This window comes from Flavobacterium sp. GT3R68 (assembly GCF_007109225.1).
Lineage (GTDB): Bacteria > Bacteroidota > Bacteroidia > Flavobacteriales > Flavobacteriaceae > Flavobacterium.
Window position 1 is genome coordinate 24,124 of sequence record NZ_VJZK01000007.1, and the last position, 26,137, is coordinate 50,260.

20 protein-coding genes are annotated in these 26,137 nt (G+C 37.5%); 9 read left to right on the top strand and 11 right to left on the bottom strand.

What is annotated here, in order from left to right:
* Positions 1-30: 30 nt before the first annotated feature.
* Entirely contained in the window at positions 31-1,518 is a 1,488-nt protein-coding gene (locus tag FNW07_RS12190; protein WP_126744520.1) for an aminotransferase class V-fold PLP-dependent enzyme, read from the top strand.
* A gap of 50 nt (positions 1,519-1,568) precedes the next feature.
* Here the strand turns inward: FNW07_RS12190 and FNW07_RS12195 are convergent, their stop codons facing one another.
* Positions 1,569-2,453, bottom strand: a complete 885-nt coding sequence (locus FNW07_RS12195) for a lysophospholipid acyltransferase family protein (protein WP_126744521.1) — start codon at positions 2,451-2,453, stop codon at positions 1,569-1,571.
* 107 nt (positions 2,454-2,560) lie between these two features.
* On the opposite strand from FNW07_RS12195, the gene FNW07_RS12200 reads away from it, so the two are divergent.
* From FNW07_RS12200 to xth, 3 genes are all read left to right on the top strand, one after another.
* Positions 2,561-3,202, top strand: coding sequence for a rhomboid family intramembrane serine protease (locus tag FNW07_RS12200; protein ID WP_126744522.1), 642 nt, complete (start codon positions 2,561-2,563; stop codon positions 3,200-3,202).
* Positions 3,203-3,253: 51 nt separating this feature from the next.
* Positions 3,254-3,937: an SIMPL domain-containing protein gene (locus FNW07_RS12205; protein WP_126744523.1), complete on the top strand. Its 684-nt coding sequence runs from the start codon at positions 3,254-3,256 to the stop codon at positions 3,935-3,937.
* A 144-nt stretch (positions 3,938-4,081) separates the two neighbouring features.
* On the top strand, positions 4,082-4,858 hold the full coding sequence (gene xth, locus FNW07_RS12210; protein WP_126744524.1) for an exodeoxyribonuclease III: 777 nt from the start codon (positions 4,082-4,084) through the stop codon (positions 4,856-4,858).
* 138 nt (positions 4,859-4,996) lie between these two features.
* Here the strand turns inward: xth and FNW07_RS12215 are convergent, their stop codons facing one another.
* The 3 genes from FNW07_RS12215 to FNW07_RS12225 form a co-directional block, all read right to left on the bottom strand.
* Positions 4,997-5,797 carry a ferritin-like domain-containing protein gene (locus tag FNW07_RS12215; RefSeq protein ID WP_126744525.1) on the bottom strand — a complete coding sequence of 267 codons (801 nt, stop codon included), beginning with the start codon at positions 5,795-5,797 and terminating at the stop codon, positions 4,997-4,999.
* A gap of 25 nt (positions 5,798-5,822) precedes the next feature.
* Entirely contained in the window at positions 5,823-6,590 is a 768-nt protein-coding gene (locus FNW07_RS12220) for a ferritin-like domain-containing protein (RefSeq protein WP_126744526.1), read from the bottom strand.
* Positions 6,591-6,697: 107 nt separating this feature from the next.
* The gene (locus FNW07_RS12225) at positions 6,698-7,345 is read right to left on the bottom strand and encodes a hypothetical protein (RefSeq protein WP_126744527.1); all 648 of its coding nucleotides are present in this window, start codon (positions 7,343-7,345) and stop codon (positions 6,698-6,700) included.
* 813 nt (positions 7,346-8,158) lie between these two features.
* Between FNW07_RS12225 and FNW07_RS12230 the strand changes: the two genes are divergently transcribed.
* From FNW07_RS12230 to FNW07_RS12245, 4 genes are all read left to right on the top strand, one after another.
* Positions 8,159-9,202: an alpha/beta hydrolase gene (locus tag FNW07_RS12230; protein ID WP_221931747.1), complete on the top strand. Its 1,044-nt coding sequence runs from the start codon at positions 8,159-8,161 to the stop codon at positions 9,200-9,202.
* A 136-nt stretch (positions 9,203-9,338) separates the two neighbouring features.
* Complete coding sequence (gene kaiC, locus FNW07_RS12235; protein WP_126744528.1) at positions 9,339-10,847, top strand: circadian clock protein KaiC; 1,509 nt, start codon at positions 9,339-9,341, stop codon at positions 10,845-10,847.
* A gap of 55 nt (positions 10,848-10,902) precedes the next feature.
* Positions 10,903-11,244: a circadian clock KaiB family protein gene (locus FNW07_RS12240; protein WP_126744529.1), complete on the top strand. Its 342-nt coding sequence runs from the start codon at positions 10,903-10,905 to the stop codon at positions 11,242-11,244.
* 19 nt (positions 11,245-11,263) lie between these two features.
* Positions 11,264-13,255, top strand: a complete 1,992-nt coding sequence (locus tag FNW07_RS12245; RefSeq protein ID WP_126744530.1) for a PAS domain-containing sensor histidine kinase — start codon at positions 11,264-11,266, stop codon at positions 13,253-13,255.
* A 170-nt stretch (positions 13,256-13,425) separates the two neighbouring features.
* Here FNW07_RS12245 and FNW07_RS12250 read toward each other — a convergent pair whose 3' ends face one another.
* From FNW07_RS12250 to FNW07_RS12265, 4 genes are all read right to left on the bottom strand, one after another.
* Entirely contained in the window at positions 13,426-13,767 is a 342-nt protein-coding gene (locus FNW07_RS12250) for a hypothetical protein (protein WP_199745238.1), read from the bottom strand.
* Between the two features lie 134 nt (positions 13,768-13,901).
* Entirely contained in the window at positions 13,902-14,369 is a 468-nt protein-coding gene (locus tag FNW07_RS12255) for a Gmad2 immunoglobulin-like domain-containing protein (protein WP_126744531.1), read from the bottom strand.
* 293 nt (positions 14,370-14,662) lie between these two features.
* On the bottom strand, positions 14,663-15,205 hold the full coding sequence (locus FNW07_RS12260) for a response regulator (RefSeq protein WP_126744532.1): 543 nt from the start codon (positions 15,203-15,205) through the stop codon (positions 14,663-14,665).
* Between the two features lie 105 nt (positions 15,206-15,310).
* A complete protein-coding gene (locus FNW07_RS12265) occupies positions 15,311-16,837 on the bottom strand; it encodes a PAS domain S-box protein (RefSeq protein ID WP_126744533.1) in 1,527 nt (508 codons plus the stop codon).
* A gap of 537 nt (positions 16,838-17,374) precedes the next feature.
* On the opposite strand from FNW07_RS12265, the gene FNW07_RS12270 reads away from it, so the two are divergent.
* Positions 17,375-19,936 carry a PAS domain S-box protein gene (locus tag FNW07_RS12270; protein WP_126744534.1) on the top strand — a complete coding sequence of 854 codons (2,562 nt, stop codon included), beginning with the start codon at positions 17,375-17,377 and terminating at the stop codon, positions 19,934-19,936.
* A gap of 338 nt (positions 19,937-20,274) precedes the next feature.
* On the opposite strand, the gene FNW07_RS12275 is transcribed toward FNW07_RS12270, so the two are convergent.
* The 3 genes from FNW07_RS12275 to FNW07_RS12285 form a co-directional block, all read right to left on the bottom strand.
* A complete protein-coding gene (locus tag FNW07_RS12275) occupies positions 20,275-22,944 on the bottom strand; it encodes a multicopper oxidase domain-containing protein (protein ID WP_126744535.1) in 2,670 nt (889 codons plus the stop codon).
* 39 nt (positions 22,945-22,983) lie between these two features.
* Positions 22,984-23,469, bottom strand: coding sequence for a DUF305 domain-containing protein (locus FNW07_RS12280; protein ID WP_255512769.1), 486 nt, complete (start codon positions 23,467-23,469; stop codon positions 22,984-22,986).
* Positions 23,470-23,553: 84 nt separating this feature from the next.
* The gene (locus tag FNW07_RS12285; RefSeq protein ID WP_126744537.1) at positions 23,554-26,091 is read right to left on the bottom strand and encodes a heavy metal translocating P-type ATPase; all 2,538 of its coding nucleotides are present in this window, start codon (positions 26,089-26,091) and stop codon (positions 23,554-23,556) included.
* Positions 26,092-26,137: the final 46 nt, after the last annotated feature.

The window sequence follows — 26,137 nt, forward strand, 5'->3', positions numbered from 1 at the left end:
CTGTATCTTTGCGCCAAATGAAGCATACCCATGACTACTACTGAAACGCCTACGCAATTAGAACAATACTTCCAACAGTTCCGAAAGAACATAATTGGAATTGATCAGGAATTTGTTTCGCCGTTTGGCAAACAAAAAATAATCTACACCGATTGGACTGCAAGCGGGCGTTTGTACCGTCCTATTGAGGAAAAACTTATGAATGAATTTGGTCCCTTTGTGGCCAATACGCATACAGAAACTACAGTTTCGGGCACGGCAATGACGATGGCGTATCATGAAGCCCGACATATCATTAAACATCATGTCAACAGCAATGATGATGATGTCCTGATTGCTGATGGAACCGGAATGACCGGTGTAGTCAATAAATTTCAGCGTATTTTAGGTATGAAAATTCCTGAAAACCTGAAATCTTTTATCAATATTCCAAAAGAAAAGAAACCCATCGTTTTTATTTCACACATGGAACACCATTCCAATCAGACTTCGTGGCTGGAAACCATTGCAGATGTTGAAGTAATTCCTGCCTGTCCGGAAGGATTGTTCTGCATGGATAATTTTACAGCTTTATTAGAAAAATACAAAGACCGCGCAATAAAAATTGCATCCATTACTTCGTGTTCGAATGTAACCGGAATCAAAACCCCATATCATCAGGTGGCCAAATTGATGCACCAGAATAGTGGTGTTTGTTTTGTGGATTTTGCCTGTTCAGGACCATATGTCAAAATTGACATGCATCCGGAAGATCCGGAAAGTTATCTGGATGCCATTTTCTTTTCGCCACATAAATTTTTGGGTGGACCCGGAACTACCGGAATTTTAGTTTTCAATAAAAAACTGTATCACAATATGGTTCCCGATAACCCGGGAGGTGGCACGGTAAGTTGGACTAACCCATGGGGCGAATATAAATATATTGACAATATTGAAGACAGGGAAGATGGTGGAACGCCAGGTTTTCTGCAGGTTATTAAAACAGCCCTAGCGATTCAATTGAAAGAGCAAATGGGAATCGATAACATCCTGAATCGGGAACATGAAATTACCGAATTGGTTTTTGCCGAATTAGGAAACGTAACCAATATCAATATTTTGGCTGGACAACACCAAAATAGGTTAGGGGTGTTTTCATTTTATATCGATGATTTGCATTTTAATTTAGGGGTGAAATTACTGAATGATAAATTCGGAATCCAGACTCGGGGCGGCTGCAGTTGTGCGGGAACTTACGGACATTACCTGCTTCACGTGGACCAGGAAACCTCTCATAATTTAATCTGCCAGATTGATTCCGGTGACTTAATACAAAAACCGGGCTGGATCAGAATGTCTATTCATCCAACGACTACAAATGCTGAAATACAATACGTTTGTGAGAGTATTAAGGCTTTGGCCAAAAACCATCTGGAATGGTCAAAAGACTATAGCTACAACAAGAAAACAAATGAGTTCATACATGCGCAAGCCTTACCAACCGAAATGGAAATGGTGAAAAAATGGTTTAGCCTGTAATCATAAAAATAAAAATCCCAAATAGAATTTATTTGGGATTTTTTATATAATTAATTGACTGTCTTCTTATCAGCGTGTTTCCAACGTTTGTGTGTCCAAAGATAGTATTCCGGTTTTTCCAAAATCTGCTGTTCTACCATTCTGAAAAACATATCGGTGATTTCATAATTCGGCACTTCTTTCGGATTGTCCACCATCGGTACAAAAGTCGCCTGATAATAGCCTCGTCGCAGTTTCTCTCCTTTTACAAAAAGCACATTCATATCCATTTTTTTGACCATCATTTCGGCTCCGGTATGAACAGGGACTTCAATTCCCATGAAGGTATTCCAGTGAAAAGCTTTTCCTAATTTGGGAGACTGATCGCTTGCAAAGCCATAAACACCAAGAATCCCCGCTTTTTTATTATCGGACATCACTCTGATGGAGTTTTTGGTGTCGATCAGGTAGGCGTCAAATTTACCGCGGATATCCTGAACGAGTTTGTCAAAATATTTGTTCGCTATTTTTTTATAAATTCCATAACCCCTGAAACTAATATGTCGGTTCATAGACACCAGCCATTCGTAGCTTCCGTAGTGGGCACACATAATGGCAATGCTTTTTTGTTTTGATTCCAGTTCCTGATACAACTCCAGATTGGTGAATTTAAAACGCTTGTCCATCTCTTTGCGGGAAATCGTCATTGTTTTAATCATTTCAAAAAAACCGTCGCAAAAATGATGGAAGAACTTTCGTTCGATGATTAATCGTTCCTTATCTGAAAGATGAGGTAGGGCTAATGCCAAATTTTCCCGCACCGTTTTTTGTCGATAACCAATGATTTTATAAACCAACACATACGTAAGGTCAGAGAAAAAATAGAGCACCCGGAAGGGCAATATGGAAATCAACCAGAGAAATGGATATATGATAAGAAAAAGTAAAAGTTGCATTCTTGAATTTTTTACAAATATACATTTAAAACAATATTTAGAATACAGCGTTTAACAAAAGGTAAGGAAAGTATTTCTATTTTTACAGTAAAATAATTTACTCATTTATGAATATCATACTTATTGTTATCATGGCGATTACGGGCATCATAAGTTTCAAGGGCTTTGATGATTTGGCATTCTTCAGAAAATACGAATTCCATATTGGCAGTATCCGGGCAGGAGAACAAATCCGAATGCTCTCATCAGCTTTTCTGCATGCCGATATTCCGCATTTGGCCTTCAATATGCTGACACTTTATTTTTTCGCACCGGTAGTTTATACGTATTTGGGTAATTTTTCCTTCGCCTTGATCTATGTCGGAAGCCTTTTAGCCGGAAGTCTGCTCACGCTTTTCATGCATAAAAACGATTATTCCTATCGTGCAATTGGAGCCTCGGGTGCCGTAACCGGTGTCTTGTATGCTGCAATCTTACTGCAGCCGGATATGAGTCTGTACCTGTTTTTTATACCAATACCAATTCCCGCTTATATATTCGGAATAGGCTATCTGCTGTATTCTATCTATGGCATGAAAGCCAAAAGAGATAACATTGGGCATACCGCGCATTTTGGCGGCGCTATCGGCGGATACGTGATTACATTGATAAAAGAGCCGCATATGTTTACCGATAATATTGGGATGGTTGTCTTATTGGCAATTCCGATTGTACTGCTTTTTGTTTTGGAAAAAATGGGCAAGCTATAAATTGGCATAAAATTTGAAAGAAATTACACAACTAAATATAAATTCTATACCATGAAAAAATCATTTCTAATTTTGATGACATTGTTTTTAACAGTGTCGCAGGCGCAAGAACTAAAACCGATTCCGATGATTAATGTATCAGGAGAAGGAAAGATTAAAACAGTTCCGGATCAGGCCGCCATTTCTGTTTCGGTGGAAACCAAAGGAACCAATGCTGTCACCGTTAAGAAAGACAATGATGCGAAGATGGACGCGGTCTTAAAATACATCAAAAAATTTATTGCCAAAGAAGATTTTCAGACGCAGCGGGTTACTTTAAATCCTAATTATGATTATCAAAAAAAGAAGCACGAATACTTGGCGAACCAGACGGTTAAGATTCTTTTGAAAGATTTATCCAAATACGATGAATTGATGGAAGGTCTGGTTGATTCCGGAATCAATGGAATTAACGGGGTGGAATTCAAAACTTCAAAATTGACACAGCTGCAATCGGAAGCCCGAAAACTAGCGATAAAAGATGCTAAGGCCAAAGCCGATGATTATGTTTCGGTGCTGAGTCAGAAAGTTGGGAAAGTGTTTACAATTACCGATAATTCGCAACCGTATTATCCACAGCCAATGTATCGCAGCATGAAAGCTGAAATGGCCGATGGGACTATGCAAAGAGAAACATTAGCCGTTGGTGAACTCGAAATCATCATTAATGTAGCCGTAAGTTTTGTTTTAGAATAAACACCTTCAACTATAAAATAAGAAGCCTGGACAATTGTTCAGGCTTTTCTGTTTCGCACAGTTTCCATTAACTGCAACACTCTGAAATTCAATGATTTTTCGTATCTTCAAGGTTGTATTAAGAATGGAACTTAATTGAATACTATGAAAATAGCTACTTATAATGTCAATGGTGTCAATGGTCGGCTTCCTGTTTTACTCCGTTGGCTTGAGGAAACAAAGCCTGATATAGTTTGTCTTCAGGAATTGAAAGCACCTCAGGAAAAATTTCCTGAAAAAGCCATTTCAGATGCGGGTTATAAAGCCATCTGGCACGGACAAAAAAGTTGGAACGGTGTCGCTATTCTTTCGCGGGAAGCTGAAATGGAGGAAATTGGCCGGGGATTGCCCGGCGAGGACGAAGATATCCAAAGCCGCTATTTGGAAGTGATGATTAATGGCATCGTAATTTGCTGTCTTTATCTTCCTAACGGCAATCCTGCACCGGGCCCCAAATTCGATTATAAACTGCGATGGTTTCAACGGTTAACCGAACGGGCAGCAACACTGCTGGCGTTTAATACTCCTGTCATATTAGTAGGGGATTTCAATGTCATCCCGACAGAGAACGATGTTTACAAACCAGAAAGATGGGTCAAAGATGCGTTGTTCCGTCCGGAGACCCGGGAGGCTTATGAAGCGCTTGTTTCGCAAGGATGGACCGATGCCATACGGCATTTGTATCCGACAGAGAAAATCTACACCTTTTGGGATTATTTCCGAAATGCTTACGCACGTGACGCCGGTTTGCGTATTGACCATTTCCTGCTAAGTCCAAAATTGGATAAACGGCTGATAGCTGCCGGCGTGAATCGTGATGTACGCGGTTGGGAAAAATCGAGTGATCATGCGCCGGTGTGGATTGAATTGCTTGACAAATAAACTCAGGTTACGGATAAAAATTTTGTAGTCGATAACAAGAATGTTAGGTATATTTTTTGAACATTAACAAAAAATCAACCCTTAATAAAAAACCCATCTAAATAGATTTTTAGATGGGTTTTAAATGGATTCAAAATATTACACAATAAATAAATTGGCAATAGAAACCGTTTGTTGGGTTGTTAGTGGCTCGTCAAATGCTTCTGTTCCAGCGTCAACACCAAATAAAGCAGCAGTATTGTAGCCTGCCTGATTGGTATTTTGCTCGCCGTCATATGTTCCTTGGGCCTGAACCGGTAAGCCGCCACGATCATTGCGTATAATCCATCCCTTTTGGCCTCGTAATCTTCTTACTTCAGAGGCATGGCGGGCTTCAACAGAATGAATCTGCAAAGCGGCAGTCAATAAATCAGGAGTCGAAATTAAATTTCCGGCTTGGCCTTTATAAGCTCTTACCCCTGTATCTTCAAATGCCTGAGCCAACGCCAGAAATGTTGGATAATCATTAAATGGATCAAAAGCTCCGCCCACTGTAAAGTCAAAGGTTGGCTTGGCAACAAAATTTGGGCTGCCAACACCACCTAATCCATTGATTAAAAAAGCAACGTGATCCGTTTCGTGATCTGAAATCTGCATAAATACTTTCTCATCCCTACTTCCAGTTGGTATAACGCCAGATTCCAATCCCATGATGTAATATTCTTTTTCAAGGTATTCCAAGGTGAGGGCAAGTTGTAAGGCACCTATCGGAGTATTAGGTGTAGGGGAAATATCTGCTGCATAGGCGGAATTTGTTAGAGTTGCCAATCCAAATGGAATGGAAGCCAACGCGAAATTTTTTCCCAATTGACCAAATTGGTCCAAACTCTCTCTTCTGGAGCCTTTACTTTGCATTACACCTTCATTAGTAAAAGACTCTATAAATTTTAATAAGTTCATAATTTCTATATTTTAATGTTAAGTGTTATGGTAAGTATAAAGCAGAAAATTCAGTCGTAATAAAACCGTCAGCAATCGCAAGAACCTCTGATGGATTTTTCTTTACATCGAGTCCTGTTGAAGGATCAACCACATCATCGCCGGCAAAATCTTTAGAATTTGGATTTATCAGACTTCTGATAGCAGAGGCATGTCTGGCTTCAACAGAAACAATTTTTCCGGCCAATAACAAATAAGTTGGGTTCGAGATTAATCTTCCTGCTCCATTATAAGCTGCAACACCAGTATCTTCCAGGGCTTTGGCAGTAGCCAAAACCTGGTCGCGGCTACTGAAATTTAAACTGCCATAATCAAAAGCTAAATCAGGAAGTAATTGTCTTTTTGGATTGGGAAGCGCACTACTCAATACCGCTTTAAAGAATTCCCGATGAATTACTTCATGATAATATAAATCGGTTAGTTCTTGTTGGTCTTCGGCTGTAAAATTTGTGGTAAAACCAGTGGTATTAACTACTCTGGTATAAAAATCTGCTTCTAACTGTTCCAAAGCATAGGCATAAGTCAGAACACCTAAGTCGCCACCGCCTAAATCAAACACGCCATTTTTTTCTCCGGGAAAATGTCCACGTCCGGGTTTTGAAAGCATATCCGGATCAGCATAAAAATCTTCTTCCTTATTACAGCCCGCTAATAACAATCCCGAACTCACAAGCGTGAGTCCACTGATTCTTAAAAAGCTTCTCCTGTCTGTGGATGAAGGTTTTACTTCTTGAATCTTTACTACATTTTTCATAATTCACTATATTTAAAAGGTTACTAATTGTATTAATAATGATATAGTAGGTTGAATGTATTTGGGATTTGTTTAAATTTTTGTTACTATTTTTGTTTATGAATCATTTATTTTGCCTCGCTTTTTTTAATACCTTTCATTACATCTTCTTTGGTTAATCCTGTAGTGTTTGTATCGGGATCGGCTGCGTTTTCTTGGGTCGAAAAGGTGAGTTTTTGCATATATACTGGGTTGGCTCCATTCATTTTCTCTTTTACAATATCGCCATAGGCCGTTCTAGCCTGCTCCACAGACTTTTTACCTGTAATGATATCATGAGCCAGATTTAAAGCCAGAAAGTTATTTCCTTCCTGATCACAGCGGGCGCTCATGGTTCCTTGCGTACGGTCAAATGTTACACTGCCATCGAATTTACCAAGTTCGTCCATCATATCCACAGGCACTTTGTAACTTATAGTGGTCTGCATCATATCGGTATGCTCAATTGGAAAACTATGTTTGGTTTCCTTTTTATTGATGCATATTTTTTTCCAAATGCCTTTGTTCATCCAGATGAGTTCGTCTTTTGTAACCGCATCGGCTTTACCGTATTTGCCGGTGATTTCTTTTACCGCCATACGTGAGGCTTCTGGCCAATTGCTTAAATTGGGCATCATCATTACTTTTTTATCCTTGGACATTTTAGTGTCCTGAGCTGATAAATTTCCTAATCCTGCTGTGAGAATCAGCGAAAGAATTACTATTGCTTTTTTCATTGTGATTATTTTTGGATGATTACTATTTTATAATTATTTGCCTTTTGATTTAGTGATTTTAACGGAAGTATGTATTATCCCGGCGGTATTAATTGTTTAGACCTTCAAATACATTGATATAATTATGTTGAAACAATTGGAGTGGCTTTGTACTTTTTGGGAGTATAAATTTACAAAATAAAATTAACAAGAAAATATAAGTGCCTCTTTATTAACAAGTTATGTTGTATTTAAACATGAAAATGACATATAACCTCTTCTTTTTTGAAGTTTTATTTTTGGAAAAATACTATCGCAGGTATTTCATAATTGTTTCTTAGAATAAATAAATAATTCATCAATTAATTTGGATAAGCAGAAAAATATTTTTTATTAATTACCTGATAATTAAATATTTGAATCTAATTTAATAACTTTGTGTTATAGGGTGGATTATTTACTAATCAAAAATCGTACAAAGTAAACATTTCGTTTACGTGGAGCTGGAAACCTATTTCCTACATTGGAAACTATGTTCTTTAAAGACTGAACTTAATGATAAGTTTTCCAAATTAAAAAAGAAATACCCGTACTGTAATAGGTACTGTTCTCAAAATTATTCCTTAAGATTTATTTTACGATTATCCATTGTTCACAAAAACCTTCTTCCCAATTTTTATTACCTGCATTGTATTATATGAAGTAGCAGTTATAAATACTGTTTACATATTTTCATTTTCCAAAAGTTAACAGCTCAAATATCTATGTAGGATATATGAGATTAATTAATGCATCAAGTTTAAAAGAGTAATAATAAATATAACATTAAATGATATGAAAAGACATTCCGTTTTAAGTAAAGCCGCCATAATAATGGTATTAGTGAGTGCCAGCGATACTATTTCGGCGCAAACTGTTGATCCGTCGCAGGATCCACATATAGAAAGTAACGTTAAGACATTTTTAAAAGCCCTTAACTCAGCACCTGGTAAACCAATAGAACAATTAGCACCCATTGATGCACGAGCGGTTTTGGCTAAGGCCCAGTCCTCTGTCAAAGTAGATTTATCAGGTATAACCGTTACTGAAAAAACAATCAGCCAGGACGGTTTATCCATTAAGCTAAATATTGTTAAACCATCGAATGCAAAAGAACTTTTACCGGTATTCATGTTCTTTCACGGTGGGGGTTGGGTATTGGGGGATTTTCCAACGCATGAGCGAATGATACGGGATATCGTGGTAGCATCCGGCGCAGCAGCGGTGTTTGTTAATTATAGCTTATCCCCGGAAGTTCATTATCCGGTAGCGATCAATCAGGCTTATGCGGCAACCAAATGGGTAGCAGAACACGGAAAACAAGTCGGTTTGGACGGTAAACGACTGGCTGTAGCCGGTAATAGCGCGGGTGGTAATATGGCCACAGTTGTAGCGCTGATGGCTAAAGATAAAAAGGGACCCGAAATAAAGTTGCAGATTTTATTTTGGCCTATAACGGATGCTAATTTCGAAACGGAATCTTACAATCTGTTCGCAACCAAACGGTTTTTAACCAGAAACATGATGATATGGTTTTGGGAAAATTATACCAGTGATCCTAACCAGCGAAAAGAAATTTATGCTTCGCCTTTATTAGCTTCATTAGAGCAACTCAAGAATTTGCCGCCTGCATTGGTACAAACTGCCGAAAATGATGTGTTGCGGGATGAAGGAGAAGCTTATGCCCGTAAACTTGATGCTGCCGGAGTCAAAGTGACAGCAACCCGCTATAATGGGATGATTCATGATTGGGGATTGCTTAACGGATTAAGTACAGTTCCGGGTACCAAATCGGCATTGCTACAAGCTGCGGCAGAATTAAAAAAAGCATTTAAATAAAGTATAATATCTGTTTTTTTTAAGTCTTTACGCTTGATAATGAGTAATTTACCATTGCTTTTTTAAGCCCTATGTAAGAAAATTTGCGTACCTTTAAATGAGTCATCTGCATTAAGTTATCTTCAATACGAACCGCATGAAAAAAGATACCAAAACCAAAACAAACAGTTTTACATTTCCAAAGTCCCCGACCGGAATATTGGGTTTAGATGATATTACTACCGGAGGGCTGCCTAAAAATCGTCCAACGCTTTTACTGGGGAATGCAGGTTGTGGGAAAACCGTCCTATCCATGGAATTTCTTCTTAATGGAATCAGATTGTTTGATGAGAGTGGGGTTTACATGACGTTTGAAGAAAAAACGGAGGAGTTGGTTACGAATGTCAGTTCCTTGGGATATGAACTCGACAAATTTATTGCCAATAATAAATTATATCTGGATTCGGTAAAGATTAATCCGGATGAGGTCCAACAAACCGGAAAATACGATTTGGAAGGGTTGTTTATAAGACTCGGACTGGCTATTGATAAGGTTAAAGCCAAACGTGTCGTGCTGGATTCGCTCGATGCGCTTTTTGCCGGATACGATATTCGGGTACTAAGACAGGAATTCAAGAGACTGGTATCCTGGCTCAAAGAAAAGAAAGTCACCGCAATCATCACCGGGGAGATCGGAAGGAAATACCTCAGCCGCCATGGTTTAGAAGAGTATATAGCCGATTGTGTTATTGTAGTGGATAACCGTGTTACGAATCAAGTCTCCACCAGAAGATTACGCATTGTCAAATACCGGGGTTCGTTTCATGGCAACAATGAATATCCGTTTACCATTGATGATAAAGGAATTACCGTACTGCCCCTCGTAAGCGAAATCGTTAACCAAAAAGTAAGCACAGATAGAATATCTTCGGGTATTGAACCCTTAGACGAGATGCTTGGCAAAAAAGGATTTTACCTGGGAAGTAGTGTTCTTATATCAGGAACGGCAGGAACAGGTAAAACGAGCGTGGCGGCTTCATTTGCCCTCAGTGTGTGTGAAGCTAAAAAGCGCAGCCTTTATTGTGCCTTTGAAGAAGCGCCCAATCAGATTATCCGGAATATGAAATCCATCGGACTTAATTTAAAACCTTTCGTCACTTCAGGGATATTGACTTTTTACTATTCCAGACCCACCTTACAGAATCTGGAAATGCACTTTATCGCCATCAGGAAATTAATAAAAGAGTTAAAACCTACGGTTGTTATTCTGGATCCCATTACCAATCTGATGACCGAGGGGCCCAACAGTGATATACGGTCTATGCTCACCCGGTTAGTCGATTATCTAAAACTGGAGGAAATAACAGTACTGTTTACCGCCGCAATAACGGTGGGGTCGATATCCCGAAATCCAAGTGATGAAGGTATCTCCTCGATGGTAGATACGTGGGTTATGGTCCAGGATATAGAAGTGGAGGAGGAACGTCTGCGAAGTATCTGTGTCATGAAATCGAGAGGTATGTCACACTCCACTTCATTAAGGCAATTTAATATTTCAAAAAAAGGAATTACCATGTCCGAAATTGTCCGGAATGTAGCAGAAGACATACCGGGGACCAAAAGAACAGAGAAGGAAAATAAAAATATATCGACATCGAAAAATTAGGATGAATCCATCACGGAAGCAATCTTTTATAATTTAAAAAAGGAAATCAATTCTCATGTCAAAAGAAAGCCTCATAAATGTAAAAGCTGTTAACCAAGCTAAGACAGATGCCACTGATGTTGCTGAGGAAACCTATGTTTTCAAACTATTTGTTACAGGCATTCTGCCCAACTCCGTTCGTGCCATAATAAACTGTAAGGCGCTTTGCGAAAAATATTTAGAAAACAGGTATGAGCTGGAGATCATTGATATATACCAGCAGCCGGAATACGCCCTTGCGGAAGATATAATTGCGGTACCAGTCCTTATAAAAAAATTTCCATTACCTGAAGGAAGGGTGATTGGCGATTTGTCTGATATTAAAAAGGTGCTCAAGGACCTTGATCTCATTTACTAATTCTATTTGTAAAATAGATATGAAAAACACGGAGCGAAATAGTCAGGATACTCAAAATCTGAAAAAAGAAATTGAAGCACTTCACCTAAAGCTTAGTGAGGCACAGATTACTATTGACCTGATTAAGGCTGGAAATATTGATGCCTTGGTGGAGGCCGATAAAAATAGAATCAAGATTTTTACAGAAAAAACCGCTGACCAAAACTACCGGACTATCGTTGAGAAAATGCATGAAGGCGCCGTTACGCTCAATCAAGAAGGAATTATTTTATACAGTAATTCCAGTTTTGCAGAAATGCTGGAATTGCCTTTGCAAAAAGTAATTGGGGCAAAATTCAGTTCTTTTATTGCGGATGCCTCCGAAACCACTTTTAATGCTTTATTAAAAAAGGGATGGGAAGACAATGTCAAGGGTGAAATTCATCTGAATGGCAACAAGTCTATTGTTATGCCAGTACTGCTATCGGCAAGTACTTTTATGCTTAACGAGCATTTGGTCCTAAGTATTATTCTGACTGATATCTCTATTCTGAATAGTGTCCAACAGGAATTGAAACTGAGTTCAAGTCACTTGGAACAAAATATTACAGAATTGGCAAACGCAAATAAAGAAATTGCCAATCAAAATGATGAGTTGCAACAAAAAAATCAGGAAATCGCCCTAAGCTTTTATAACAAAAGGTTTTTAACCCAATTCTCGGAACAATTTTCTACCTATGCGAGCCACAATGATTTTTTTAATTCCATGGTTTTATACATATCCGACATCACGCGGCTTGATTATGTACTGGTAGGTGAAATGAAACAATTCACCGAGGAAGATTTTTTAATACGTACCGTCGCGATTGCTGCCGCAGGGAAGCTGGTTGAAAATATCGAATACCCTTTGCCCCATGGTCCCTGCGAACAAGTGACAAGAGGGACATCATATTCTTATCCTGAAAATTGTCGGGGACTCTTTCCTAAAAACCAAACATTGGTACAATTTAATGTAGAGGGATATATAGGTTATCCTTTATACGATATACACGGAGCTGCCATAGGATTAATTGCCGTGATGCATAAAAAGGAAATTGAAGATCCCGAAACCGTAACGTCCATTTTAAAAATTGTGGCCAAACGGGTGGAGGCAGAGATGGAACGGATAAGACATGAAAAATTATTGGCTGAAAGTAATAAAGCCCTTCAGGAAAAATATGAGGAACTTGAAAACACATATAAAGACCTTACTTTTCAAATTGCCGAGAAAAAAAAGAGAATGGCCGATTTAAGCATTGCTAACACCAATGTTAAAGAACTCGAAGAACTCGTGGCGCATAAAGACAGCATACTTGCCATTCTATCCCATGATTTACGAAGTCCGCTGGCCGGTATTATCGGAACTGCCGAATTTTTGAAATCCAATTTCGAAGATATGGACAATGTTGACATCAAAGAGATGCTCGATCTCCTTTATGAATCTTCCCATAAAGAGTTGAATATGTTGGATTATCTGGTGGAATGGGCCCGGATAAAATATGCATCAGATGTTTTTTCTCCCACAAAAATAGAATTGTTGGAATATGTTGGAAAAGTGTTTGAAACCTTAAAAGACACTGCAGCCTTAAACACCATTAACCTGCATCAGGAAATTGAAGAAAATACGACTGTGTTTGCTGATGGTAAAATGTTACTATCGATTCTTCAGAATATTGTTTCTAATGCCATCAAACATTCCAGCCCGGATGGAAAAATCACCATCACAGCCAAAAGAACCGACGATGAGGTTATTGTTGAAATAAAAGATACCGGAATCGGCATGTCTGAAGAAATACAAAAAAATCTTTTTACCCCACAAATGAGCTCGCTTACCGAAGAGAGAAAAGACGACAAAGGGGCCGGTATCGGACTGTTACTGGTAAAAGGGTTTTTAGAAAAAAATGGCGGCAGAATATGGGTTGAAAGTGTGGAGGGAGTTGGTTCGTCCTTTTATTTCACATTACCGATTAACAGCCCATTAAATAAGATTTAATAAATTCAGGAAATCTTCATAGAAGAACGGATAAGCGAGTCATTTTTCATCACAAATATACCCACTCATCAGGATTTAAAACTGCTGTATTGTAAATTCTAAATCAAATTTTCAATATAGCTTAGTGATTTCATTCTGATGAATGGGTAAAAATGTACTACAAGAAAAAACTAGTTATGATAATGTGGTTTATAATCACTTTCAGGAACACTTTTAGTTCCCATTTTACCTGCATTTTCTTCTCTTGAGGTACTTTGAGTTGTACCGCGATCCTGCTGGTCGTGACCCTCCACTTTTACTATTTTATTATACACACCAAGCAATAAAAATGTTGGTGCCCATTGGCCAATAAACAACGCCGTGTTTTTTTGCCCAAATAATTTAAATGTTGCAGATATTCCTATTGAGGCTGCAGCGGCCCAAAGGAATAAATCGGAGGGTAATTTAGCAGTCTGGCTTTCGATAGCTTTTGCTACTTTACCTTCTGAACGAGCACTTTCTTTAGTTTCCATATTGTAAATATTTATATTATTACTAATTCTAATATTATAAATTTACAAATAGATTGGGGGATATAGTCACACTAACTTGTTAATTTTAAGCGCATTGCGTTAAATTGTTTTCTACACGATTTGAAATTATCGGTTTAGTATAAAATAATCGGCAGTTCGTATTGACGGCTCCCATCTTTAGCGCTGGATTCAAATAAGATTAAAGTTAACGTTGAATTTGGTCGTTTTTTATTCACCTCCACAGTAAATAGGAAATTTCCCCATTCGGGCGCACCGGCATCGGTCATTTGAAAACCTTTTTGCAATTCTTCGTGACCATCATCGACTACCCAGCTGAAACTTGCCTCAAATATTTGTCCTTTACCCTTTATCACATATTTATTCTCTTCTGCTTTAACGACAGTTACTTCTTTAAACCTTTCATTGGAAAAAACCTTTGGTAAAGGAATCGTTGGTTTCTGCGGTATTATTTTTTCATGTGATGCTGGTCTTAATGTCTCTGTATCATTGGTTATAGTGTCATTCTGCCGGTTATTACAGGCGGTCAATACAATTGCGAATAGCAAGATGATTTTTTTTCTGAAAAATAAATGGTGTTGCATGTCGGTAAAATTAAATAATTCAATACTGGATTTTGGAGCAAAAACTTCGTTCGGATACAGTTTATTAGTTTAATTGTCATAATTAAAATTTTACAATATAAGTTCGAGGCAATAGTTTTGAGACTATAAGTCTTCTATAATACCGCGGTAGTCTCTGCCAATAGGAATAGATACTCCGTTCACTTCAACGATTTGAAAAGCTCAAGAAGAATTTCAACTTAAAATTGACGCTGCTGCAAAAGAAGCAAATCAAACCCAAGACGCAGCAGAACGGAGCAAAGCCAAATCTGATTCTAAATTGAAGAAAGCGGAGGCGATTGTATTCTAACAAGGAATTTCAAGCTGGGAGATAATTGTAGATAAACCTGAAAAAAAGCCTTGTAAATCATATTACAAGGTTTTTTATAGGGATAAAAGTTATTTGATGCTTCGCTATTAAATTCTTCAAAGAATTCTTTTGTGATAGGTTTAGCCAAAAAACCGACTATGTTTTTATTCTTCTCTGCCAGAGAAATATCCTCTTTATCAATAGTGGAAGACAGCATATAGGCTTTGCAGTGATTTTTTAAAGTATCAGACAGCCTTTCATACTCTTCAAAAAATTCAAAGCCGGACATCATTGGCATGTAGATGTCGATAAAAATAATCTGTGGTAATTCCGTTATATTTTCCTGATTATCCTTCAGATATTGGAGTGCTTCCGGTGCATTTGTATATTGGAGTACCTCTTTGCTAAAATAATTTTTTATAATCATACGAGACGAGATAAAAACATCAATATTATTATCATCGACAATCATTACCTTTTGGAATATACTTTTGGATTCTTCTTTCATTATTTTTTAATTTATCCTGGAATAGCCCTACATGGGTTGAATTCTTAGGTTATGTTTTTATTAGGTGAATGCCTTATATCATTATACGTACTTGTCAATTATTATTTAAGTTTTGATTCTTTTTACTTTATTTAAATTTTTCAAAGTAATATTAAAAATGCTGCCAATTCCTTTTTCAGACTGAACCTCTATAGATCCCTGCAACTTGTCAATGGTATCCTTTACGATGTACAGGCCAATACCTGAACCGTCTGCCTGACCCGATAGGCGAAAAAACATTTCAAATATTTTTTTGTGGTACTCCTTATCAATACCAATACCATTATCGGCGACGCTGAGCTTTAATTTGTCGGGGTCGGACTTCCCGGATATTTTTATATATCTTCCACTTACCCGTTGCTTATGGTGTTTTACCGCATTCGAAATAAGATGTTCCATAATGCTGTAAAAGCGCAGACGGTCCGAATAAAAAGGTTCATCTTCCGTAATATCGATATCGAAAGTAATTCCTTCGGCTTCCTTTGTGCCTTGAAGTGAATTAATTATTTCCGCTGCGGTTTGCTGTATAATTATCTTTTCCGACACCACTTTAAGACGGTTGTTTCGGGAATAAGTCAGGATATTTTCTATGAATGCGTCCTGCCGATTAATGCAGCTACGAATCATTTTAGCATATTCTATTGTATCTGCTTCGCTGCTTTCTTCTTCAATAAAGGACAGCAGACCACGGATGGACGTAAGGGGAGATCTTAAATCATGGGAGACACTATACACAAAGCGATCCAATTCATTGTTGATCCTTACGAGCTCTTTATTTCGATGGCGTAGTTTTAATTCCGCTTCTTTTCTTTTAGTAATGTCAAACCTGGTGGAGACATATTGGAAAGGCTCCCCTTGTTCGTCGAGAAAGGGTACAATTGTCGTATCTTCCCAGTAGGTTGATCCGTCTTTTGCCCTGTTTTTAATTTCACCTTTCCATGTTTTTCCGATACGTATCGTTTCCAACAAATTTTTAATAAATGCTTTAGAATGATGACCGGATTTAATGATTCTATAGTCGCGGCCTATTAGTTCTTCCCTGCTGTATTTTGAAATTTTACAGAAATTGTCATTGGCATATATTATTTTTCCCTTATTGTCTGTAATACCTACTATAGATGTTTCATCCAAAGCAAATTTATAATCAGCCAGTTCTTTATTACGCAATTCCAAATCTGTTTCAGTTTTTTTCCGTTCAGTGACATCATTTGACAGAATAATTCGGGCCGGGGCTCCTTCAAATGCTATATCCTGTGCAAAAATCTCAACCAGTATAATTTCTCCATTTTTCTTTTGATGCTTCCATATACCCTTATTAAAATTAGGTGCTTCACCTTGCTGTGATGACCTTGATAGCCTAAATAGCTCCTTATCTTCTTCGGGCCGTATGTCTATGGCAGTCATCTGCAAAAATTCATCACGGCTATAACCATATTGAAGGATGGCCATTTTATTGACATCAAGGAATTTAGCGGTTTTTACATCAATAATCCACATTGCAAGCGGATTGTTCTCAAACAGATATTTTTCGCTGAGCGCATTTTCTGCTGCTGTGATTTCAGCTTTTGAAGACCCTTTTGCTGTAGGTTTCATAACTTATTAATTAAAAGGTAATATTAACACTCTGGGATATATTAATATAATAGTAAAATTATAGTTTTAACCGGCGTGAAGTGTTATGTATATACAGATGATTTTTATATAATTATTTGTTATTTCACATGAACATCTTTAAATTAAAAGTATAGAGTCCAATTGGAAATAATTCCGGAGTTTTACCGTAAATCAAAAATAACTGTCAGTTTGATTTCACATATAAAAAAACATCTGAAAGCTCTATGTATCTGGAATTTAAATACTTATCTTTATAAAGGTAATTAATTTTTTTCTTTGGCTTAAAATCATTAAGTATATGGACTAAAATTTAACAAAATATACGGTAATACCGTACTAATTGCATATAATATATAATTATCTTGTCAAACTTTCTTTATAAATCTGAAGAAAATATACTTTTTGCAAGTAATAAAATTTTTTTGTCGATTTCGAAAAATCGAATTTTTCATTGTGCCCAACACAAACTTTTAGCTGGTTATCTTATTTTTTAATTAAATTAAATTTTAAAAGATTATGAGAAGCATTAAATACCAATCAGAAGATGTAAACCAAAATCCCGACATGAATCCACTAATACTCGATATTATGGCTCAGGGGGTGGCGACCCTTAATAAAGAAGGAGTGATTCTCTATTGTAATCCGAGTTTTGCACAGATGGTAAACCTAACACCTGAGCAAGTGACAGGAACAAAATTCAAAACTTATATTGCTGACGCTTCAAAAGACCATTTTGATACTTTATATAAAGAGAGTTGGAGTGAACCTGTAAAGGACGAAATACATTTAAATCCTAATATTGCAATGGTAATGCCGGTACTTATTTCTACAGCGACTTTTATACAGGATAATAAAGCGCTAATGAGTGTTATTCTGACTGATGTTTCCATCCGTAATAGACATCAAAATGAATTAAATCGACAAACAGAAGAATTGGAGAAAAACCTGCTTCGATTAAAAGAAAGCGAAGAGCGATACAAGCTGATTGTAGAGAATGTGAAAGATTATTCCATAATTATGCTGGATGCCAATGGAAATATTAAAACCTGGAACAAAGGTGCAGAACGAATTATAGGATATACATCAAACGATATTATAGGAAAGCATATTTCTATTGTTTATACCCCGGAGGAGATTTCCAGAAAGGAGCCCGAGCGGAACCTGAAAATGGCGAAAGAGCTCGGCCGTTACGAAAGTGGAGGTTGGCGTGTACGTAAAGATGGTTCCACTTTTTTTGCCGATGTCATTATTAGCTCTTTATATGATGCCAATGATAATTTTCAGGGTTATGCCAAATTAACTCGTGATATTACTAACCGAAAATTAACAGAAGATAAACTTAAAGACAGCGAAACGCAAATCCGGACTATTTTTAAAAGAGCACCTGATGCAGTTACTGTTATTGACCATGACGGAATCATTACGAAATGGAATCCCAGAGCAGAAGAAGTTTTCGGCTGGAATGCTGACGAAGTGATAGGTCAGCCGCTGCACGAAATACTTATTCCTGAACGTTTTCGTGAAGCGCATCTCAATGGCATGAAACACTTTTTGGCAACAGGTGAAGGACCTATTTTAAACAAACCGATCGAGATTCCTGCTCTGCGAAAAAACAATTCCGAAATTCAGATAGAGTTAAGCATCTCACATTATCAATTTAAGAAAAAGGATTTTTTTATCGGCTTTCTAAAAGACATTACAAAACGTAAAATTGCAGAAGATAAACTGAAAGAAAGCGAAGAACGGTTTTTAAAAATATTTGACAACAGCCCGGTTGCTATGACTTTATCCGAGATAAAAACCAATAAAATTGCGTATGCCAATCAGCTTTTTTATAATGTTTTTGGCTATACGGCTAAAGAAGTTATTGGCCAAACTTCGGAAGAATTGGGCTTGATGGCGCCCGAAGAGTTAGAAAGAGTAACTTCCCTCATTTTGAATTATCTCCAGGAAGAACGTCCTATATCCGAGTTGCAATCCATGACTGTGGAAGATACAGAAGCATTGCTTATAAAATTGAAGCAGACCAATGCCATGAATGATTTTGAAGTTCAGTACACCAAAAAAAACGGAGAAACCTTCTATGCCCTTGTGTTTTATGAAACTATCAGATTTGGTTATCAAAGCTATACCATAACTTCCTATCAGGACATTACCGACCGAAAAATAGCCGAAGAAAAGGTAAAGCAAACATCCAGGGAGTTGGTCCTCCTCAATAAGGAACTGGCACTGAAAAATAAAGAAAATGAAAAAAGAGCAGCACAATTAAGTGCAACCAATCAGGAACTTATTTATCACATCGAGGAGAAAGATAAAAAGGATGCCGAATTAGCTGCGGCCAATACTGATCTGAAAGAGAAAGAGGAACTTATTGCTCACAAGGACAGCATCCTTGCCATTCTCTCACATGATTTAAGAAGTCCATTAGCCGGGATTATCGGTGCAGCGGAATACCTGCAGGAAAATATAGAAAAAATGGACCCTGCTGAAGTAAAAGGACTATTGGGACTCTTGTATGAAGCATCGACAAAAGAGTTAAATATGCTGGATTATCTGGTGGAATGGGCCCGTATAAAATATGCTTCGGAAGTGTTTTGTCCCGAAGAAATAGAATTAGGATCTTGTGTAAAAAAAGTATTTGACCTTTTAAACGAAAGTGCTGCTCAAAACGGCGTCACGCTTCATAATGAAGTTGAAGAGCAAATAACTGTCTGGGCCGACAGAAAAATGGTGCTTTCCATTCTGCAGAACCTGCTTTCAAATGCAATAAAACATTCGGTTCCCTGTGATACAATAACAGTTATTGCAAAAAAAGTAGAAGAGGAAATAGTGGTGGAGATAAAGGATACCGGAATCGGAATGAATATGAGAACGCGGGAAAGACTTTTTACCCCGCAACTGGATTCATTGTCCAAAGAGAGAGAAGGTGGCAAAGGAGCCGGAATTGGATTGTTACTGGTCAAAGGATTTTTAGAAAAAAATGGAGGCCGCATCTGGGTTGAAAGTGAGGAAGGAATGGGGTCATCTTTTTATTTCACGTTACCTATTAATAAACCTTTAGATGAGGACTGTAATTGAAGAGCGAAAGTGCTCTACAGGAAAAAACAATTGGAGTGCAAAGCATCGTAAAGGAATTAAAAAGGATTCTATATGTCACGCATCTATTTAAGATTCTGTCATAGCAGTTACCTTCTAAATTTATAGTTTCAGCATCGTCAGAATTTTTACATCTTGTTATACATGGATATCATTGCTGCTAAAATAATTGAGGTTATTTTATGTTCATTATTTTTATTTTTAATTGATTATTAATTAGTTACCTAATATATTGCTTTTTGAATTCTCGTTACTCTATAATATAATTTTTTAGAACTTTTTATTCATTGAACTCACAAGTGTAATTTAAACTTAAATTTTTAATAATTCAAATTCAAACCAATTCCAAATCCCATATCACTGTCATAATGGGTTCTAATGCTAAAATTTCTTTTAACAATGTATCGTAATCCTGCCATGTATTCTTTATCTGTATTCCACATCAAATCCATTCTTACTCTTTTAGAAACAGGTATGTCCATTCGTTCTAACTGAAACCTGAAATTCCCATCAGTAAAGACCTCCGCTTGTGCTTTAATAAGCATGGGTAAAGTATATTCGATACCTGCACTAAAAACGGAGCGATTATCTTTAGTATTAGACTGATTGAAAAGGTTTTCTTCCATTTCACCATCTTCCATTTCTCTGTAACGCCAATCGAAACCTATAAATGGCATCAGCCATTGCATTTTTCCAATATATCTACCAATATGTGTTTCTGTTTCGTAACCGTGATGGTCATTGTATCCCAATCGCCATTCTGTTGCAATGCTCCAACGTGTGTTGCTTAACATTGCCATACCATCGTTTCCGTTAGTAGCAAAATCATTTTCTGCCATGAAATGAAACCTTCTATCATCAGCAAATAATTTTCGTTGTGCTAATTTAGGATTTGGTATTTCCGGATTTGCAGGTGAATTTTCATAACTAAAAACTCTTCCCATTCCGCTCATCATGTGATACAAAATATGGCAATGAAAAAACCAATCACCGCCATCTTCGCTTGCGGAGAATTCAATCGTATCTGTCTCCATTGGCATGATGTCGATAATATTTTTCAATGGAGCATAATCACCCTGCCCGTTAATGACTCTAAAATCGTGTCCGTGCAAATGCATTGGGTGACGCATCATTGAATTGTTATGCAAAACAATTCGTAAAATTTCTCCCTTATTAATCAGGATTTTATCAGATTCCGAAACCACTTTGTTATCCAGGCTCCAAACATATCGATTCATATTTCCCGTAAGCTCAAATTTGAGTTCCCTTACCGGAGCATCTTTTGATAGTGCTGTGCTTGTAGGGGATTTTAGCATCGCATAATTTAATGTCACGATATCGGCAAGCTCATTGGGATTGTACTTATTCTCCATATTGTGCATATCGTGCGTTTTACCGGGAGTCTCTTTTTTGGTTTCCCCTTTATTCATGTCCATTGGCATTTTATCAGGAGTCTCTTTTTTGGTTTCCCCTTTGTTCATGTCCATCGGCATTTCCTCGGAACCCTTTTCTTGTGGGCCTGTAATTTCGGGATACATCACGGCGTTCATGTCCATTTGGTTCAACGACATTTGCATTCCCATATCATCCAGGTCGCCATTCATCTTCATCATATCGTTCATCATTTGCATCCCTTCAAAGTATTTCAGTTTGGGTAAAGGAGAGATGAGTTGTTTGATGCCATTACCAATGTAGAGGGAAGTGGACTTTGTACGGTCTTCTGGTGTAGCTAAAAACTCATAGGAGGTATTTTCTGCGGGAATGGTCAGGATAACGTCATAGGTTTCAGAAACTGCAATAAGCAAACGATCTACCTCAATAGGCTCAACATCATTTCCATCACTTGCCACCACGGTAATTTTGCCTCCGGCATACGTAAGCCAAAAATTACTGGAAGCACCACCATTCGCCACACGTAATCTTACCTTATCACCTGCTTTAAACTGCGAAAGCTGGCTCTCATTTTTTCCATTGATTAAGAATTTCTCGTAATAAACATCACTTACATCCATGGCGTTCATACGCTTCCATTCATTAATAACCTTCGTTTTGAAATAACCTTGTTGTATGGCTTCCCTATAGCTTTGGGTTGTGCCTTTTTTTATTGCAAACCAATCGGAAGCATTATGTAACATCCTATGTACATTCTCCGGGTTGATGTCAGTCCATTCGCTTAAAACAATCGGAATTGTAGGAAGATCATCTATTCCATCCCGGAAATTCGGATCGGAGTTTCTTTTATTCATCACAAACGAACCATACATCCCGATTTGCTCCTGCAATCCGGAATGGCTATGATACCAATGTGTCCCATGCTGCCGGATTGGAAAAGAATATTTGTATGTACTGTGTGGCTTTATTGGCATTTGAGTAAGATTAGGCACACCGTCTTCCTTATTTGGTAAAAACAAGCCATGCCAGTGTAATGAAGTTTCCTCATTGAGTTCGTTATGAACATAAATTTCTGCGGTATCACCTTCAGTGAAGGTTAATCTAGGCATTGGTATTTGTCCGTTCACTGCTATTGCTCTTCTTGATTTTCCGGAAAAATTTACCACTGTATCGCGGACATATAAATCGTATCGGACTACTTTTGGCGGCTCATCTTTTAGCACTCTTTTTTTTACGGGTGGATTAACCGTTACCTTCTCCATGTTTTTCATATCATGGCCCTTATCCGTGTCGATTTTATCTGTAGAGGAAGATTTTGCTTTTTCAGGATTTTCCTTTTTAACCCGAGTTACGGCTTTTGGTTTTGCACTTGCTTTCGGCTTAATTGACTTTGACTTTTCCTTTACCAGTGCCATTCCGCATTTTGGGCATTTACCGGGTTTGGGTGAATGGATTTCGGGATGCATTGGGCAAGTATACGTTGTGGGTTGTACCTTTTGCACCTTTTCTTTTTTTGACATATCCATACCTTTCATCTCCTGTGCTTGTGCAAAAGAAAATATTGCGAGTATGAATGAAATAATTGCTATTTTTTTCATTTATTTTAATTTAAAGATGAATTACTAATTTTTATGGAGTTATTTATCTAATTCTTTAAGCTTTGCTTTCATTTGATCAATCTCGGCCTGTTGGCTGGTAATGATGTTTTTAATCAATTCTTTTATTTCAGGGTCGGTTACTGATGCCTCTTTACCCATTAATATGGCAGCAGCATGATGTGGTATCATTGATTTTAAAAACTGTTTATCTCCAACTCCTATCTGTTGCCTGATGCCTATAAAAAATAGGATCAAACCAATGGAAGCAATGGTTATTAATGAAATATTCCATTTCTTATTCTTGTACATTCCACCCATTATGATAACTTCAAGTATAATCATAGGCATTGTCATAAGCCCAGCCATATAAAATTGGTTTACATTCGGTATTACATTAGCAAAAATATCTACCATTGCATACATTAGCGCATACATCGCTGCAAACGACAATACTATCATAAGTGCTAATTTTTTGTACATTGATGAACCTGCTTCTTTTATGTGTTGCTGTGTTGTGTGTTTCATTTCCATAATTTTTGATTTAAAAGTTATTAAACGTTATTCTTTCCATTATCGATAATCTAGATTTGAATATTATATTACTTCATTTCAGAGTTTTAAACTTCTTAATCGCAAGGCATTTACGATTACAGATACTGAGCTGAAAGACATTGCTAAAGCTGCTATCATTGGCGATAGTAAAATACCGAAAACCGGATATAAAACCCCTGCTGCGATTGGCACACCAAGTACATTGTAGAAAAATGCAAAAAATAAATTTTGCTTAATATTTCTCATGACCGCATGACTTAGATTTTTTGCTTTCACAATTCCCTGTAAATCTCCTTTGACTAAAGTAATTTTGGCACTTTCTATGGCTACATCTGTTCCTGTTCCCATTGCTATTCCGATGTCAGCTTGTGCCAATGCCGGAGCATCATTTATACCATCCCCTGCCATGGCTACAATTTTACCTTCTGCCTGCAATCTTTTAATTTCGTTTAGTTTGTCTTCCGGCAAACAACCAGCTTTGTAAGATGACAAACCTAATTCATCGGCAACAGCTTTGGCTGTATTGACATTATCGCCAGTGAGCATAATTACTTCGACACCCTGGCGCATTAATTCCTTTATTGCTTCCTTACTTGAAGTTTTAATAGCATCTGTGATTGATACAAAACCAACAGCAATTCCATCAACAGCTATGTATGAAACCGTTTTTCCTAATTTCTGTTCAGCTATGATTTTGTTTTCTAAATCGTCAGAAACTGTTGCTTTGACTTGCTCCATTAGCTTTTTATTCCCTAATGCCACTTTTTTGTTGGTCACTGTTCCAGTAACTCCTTTACCGGCAACCGCTTCAAAATCTTTTACTTCGATTAATGAAACTGTTTTTGATTTGGCATAATTCACTACCGCTTGTGCTAATGGATGTTCACTGTATTGGTTTAATGAAGCAATATTTTGTAACAAGTTATCTTGGTCATTAATGGAAGCGTATACTTTCTCGACAGATGGTTTTCCTTCGGTGATTGTTCCCGTTTTGTCTGTAATTAATACATTTACTTTATTCATGTTTTCCAGTGCTTCGGCATTCTTAATCAAAACTCCTGATTGAGCACCTTTACCAACACCAACCATTACAGACATTGGCGTAGCCAACCCTAACGCACAAGGACACGCGATAATCAATACCGCAATCGCGTTGATGAATCCATAAACGAGCGCAGGTTCTGGACCAAAGTTAGCCCAAACGAAAAAGGTCACTACAGAAATAATCACAACAATTGGAACAAAATATTTAGCGATACTGTCTGCTAATTTCTGAATTGGCGCTCTCGAACGAGAAGCATCGTTGACCATTTGTACGATTTGAGAAAGCAATGTTTCCGAACCTACCTTTTCAGCTATCATCACAAAAGATTTATTGCCGTTAATTGTTCCTGCAATTACGTTATCATCTTTCTTTTTGTCAACGGGTATTGGTTCTCCTGTAATCATGGCCTCATCGATACTGCTTTCGCCATCGGTTATTTTTCCGTCAACCGGAATTTTGTCTCCGGGTTTTACTCGTAGTAAGTCACCTTTTTTGATGTCGTGGATAGAGATTACTTTATCGCTCCCGTCAATAACCAAAGTTGCTTCGGTTGGCGCGAGTTTTAATAATTCTTTTATAGCTCCACTGGTTTGACTGTGTGCTCTTGCTTCTAATAGTTGCCCCAATAAAACTAAAGTTAGAATAACTGTTGTCGCTTCGAAGTATAATAGTACTGTACCATGATCCGTCTTGAATTCGCTTGGAAAAATATCAGGGAAAAACATTCCAACCAAACTAAATAGAAATGCTACACCAGTGCCAATTCCGATAAGGGTAAACATATTCAAATTCCATGTAATTATTGATTTCCAAGCCCGAACAAAGAATATCCAACAGGCATAAAAAACAACAGGAAGCGACAATATTAATTGCACCCAATTCCATTTTGAGGCATCCATTATTCTAAATAAAGGATTGTTGTGTGCCATTTCTATCATTGCAATAGCGAAAATGGGAACAGTAAATGCTACCGCTATTTTCATTTTCTTAACCAAATCCTTATATGTCTTTTGGTCTTCGCTTTCGCTTGGTTCCATTGGTACTAAGTCCATACCACAAATAGGACATGAACCTGGAGTCTCACTGATTACTTCGGGATGCATCGGACAAGTATATAATGTTTTGCTAACCGCCAACTCGGGTGCTATGACCAAATCCATTCCACACACAGGACAGTCACCTGCTTTGTCATAGACTTTTTCGCCTTCACAATGCATTGGACAATAATATTTGCCATTCGCGTTAACGGGAATTTTGATTTCTTTTTCATCGCTATGAGAATGCATGGAGCAACAGGATTTTACAGCGGCTTCATTTGTTGTTAAATCCTGGGGCATTTTGACATTGGTCATTTCTATAGTGTATTTTCCCGCTGCTGTTAATGCGTCCTGAAAATGTGTCGTTGGAATGTGCTTTTCCATAGATATAGTGGCTATGGGTGGGTTTAATGAAACTTTTGCTTCAACGCCATCAATAGCATTCAATGTTTTTTCGACTTTGGTACGGCAACCATCGCAAGTCATTCCGGTAATGTTGTAAGTATGTATCATCTTTCTATTATTTTAATACAAATTTCCAGTTTAACTGTTTATTGCA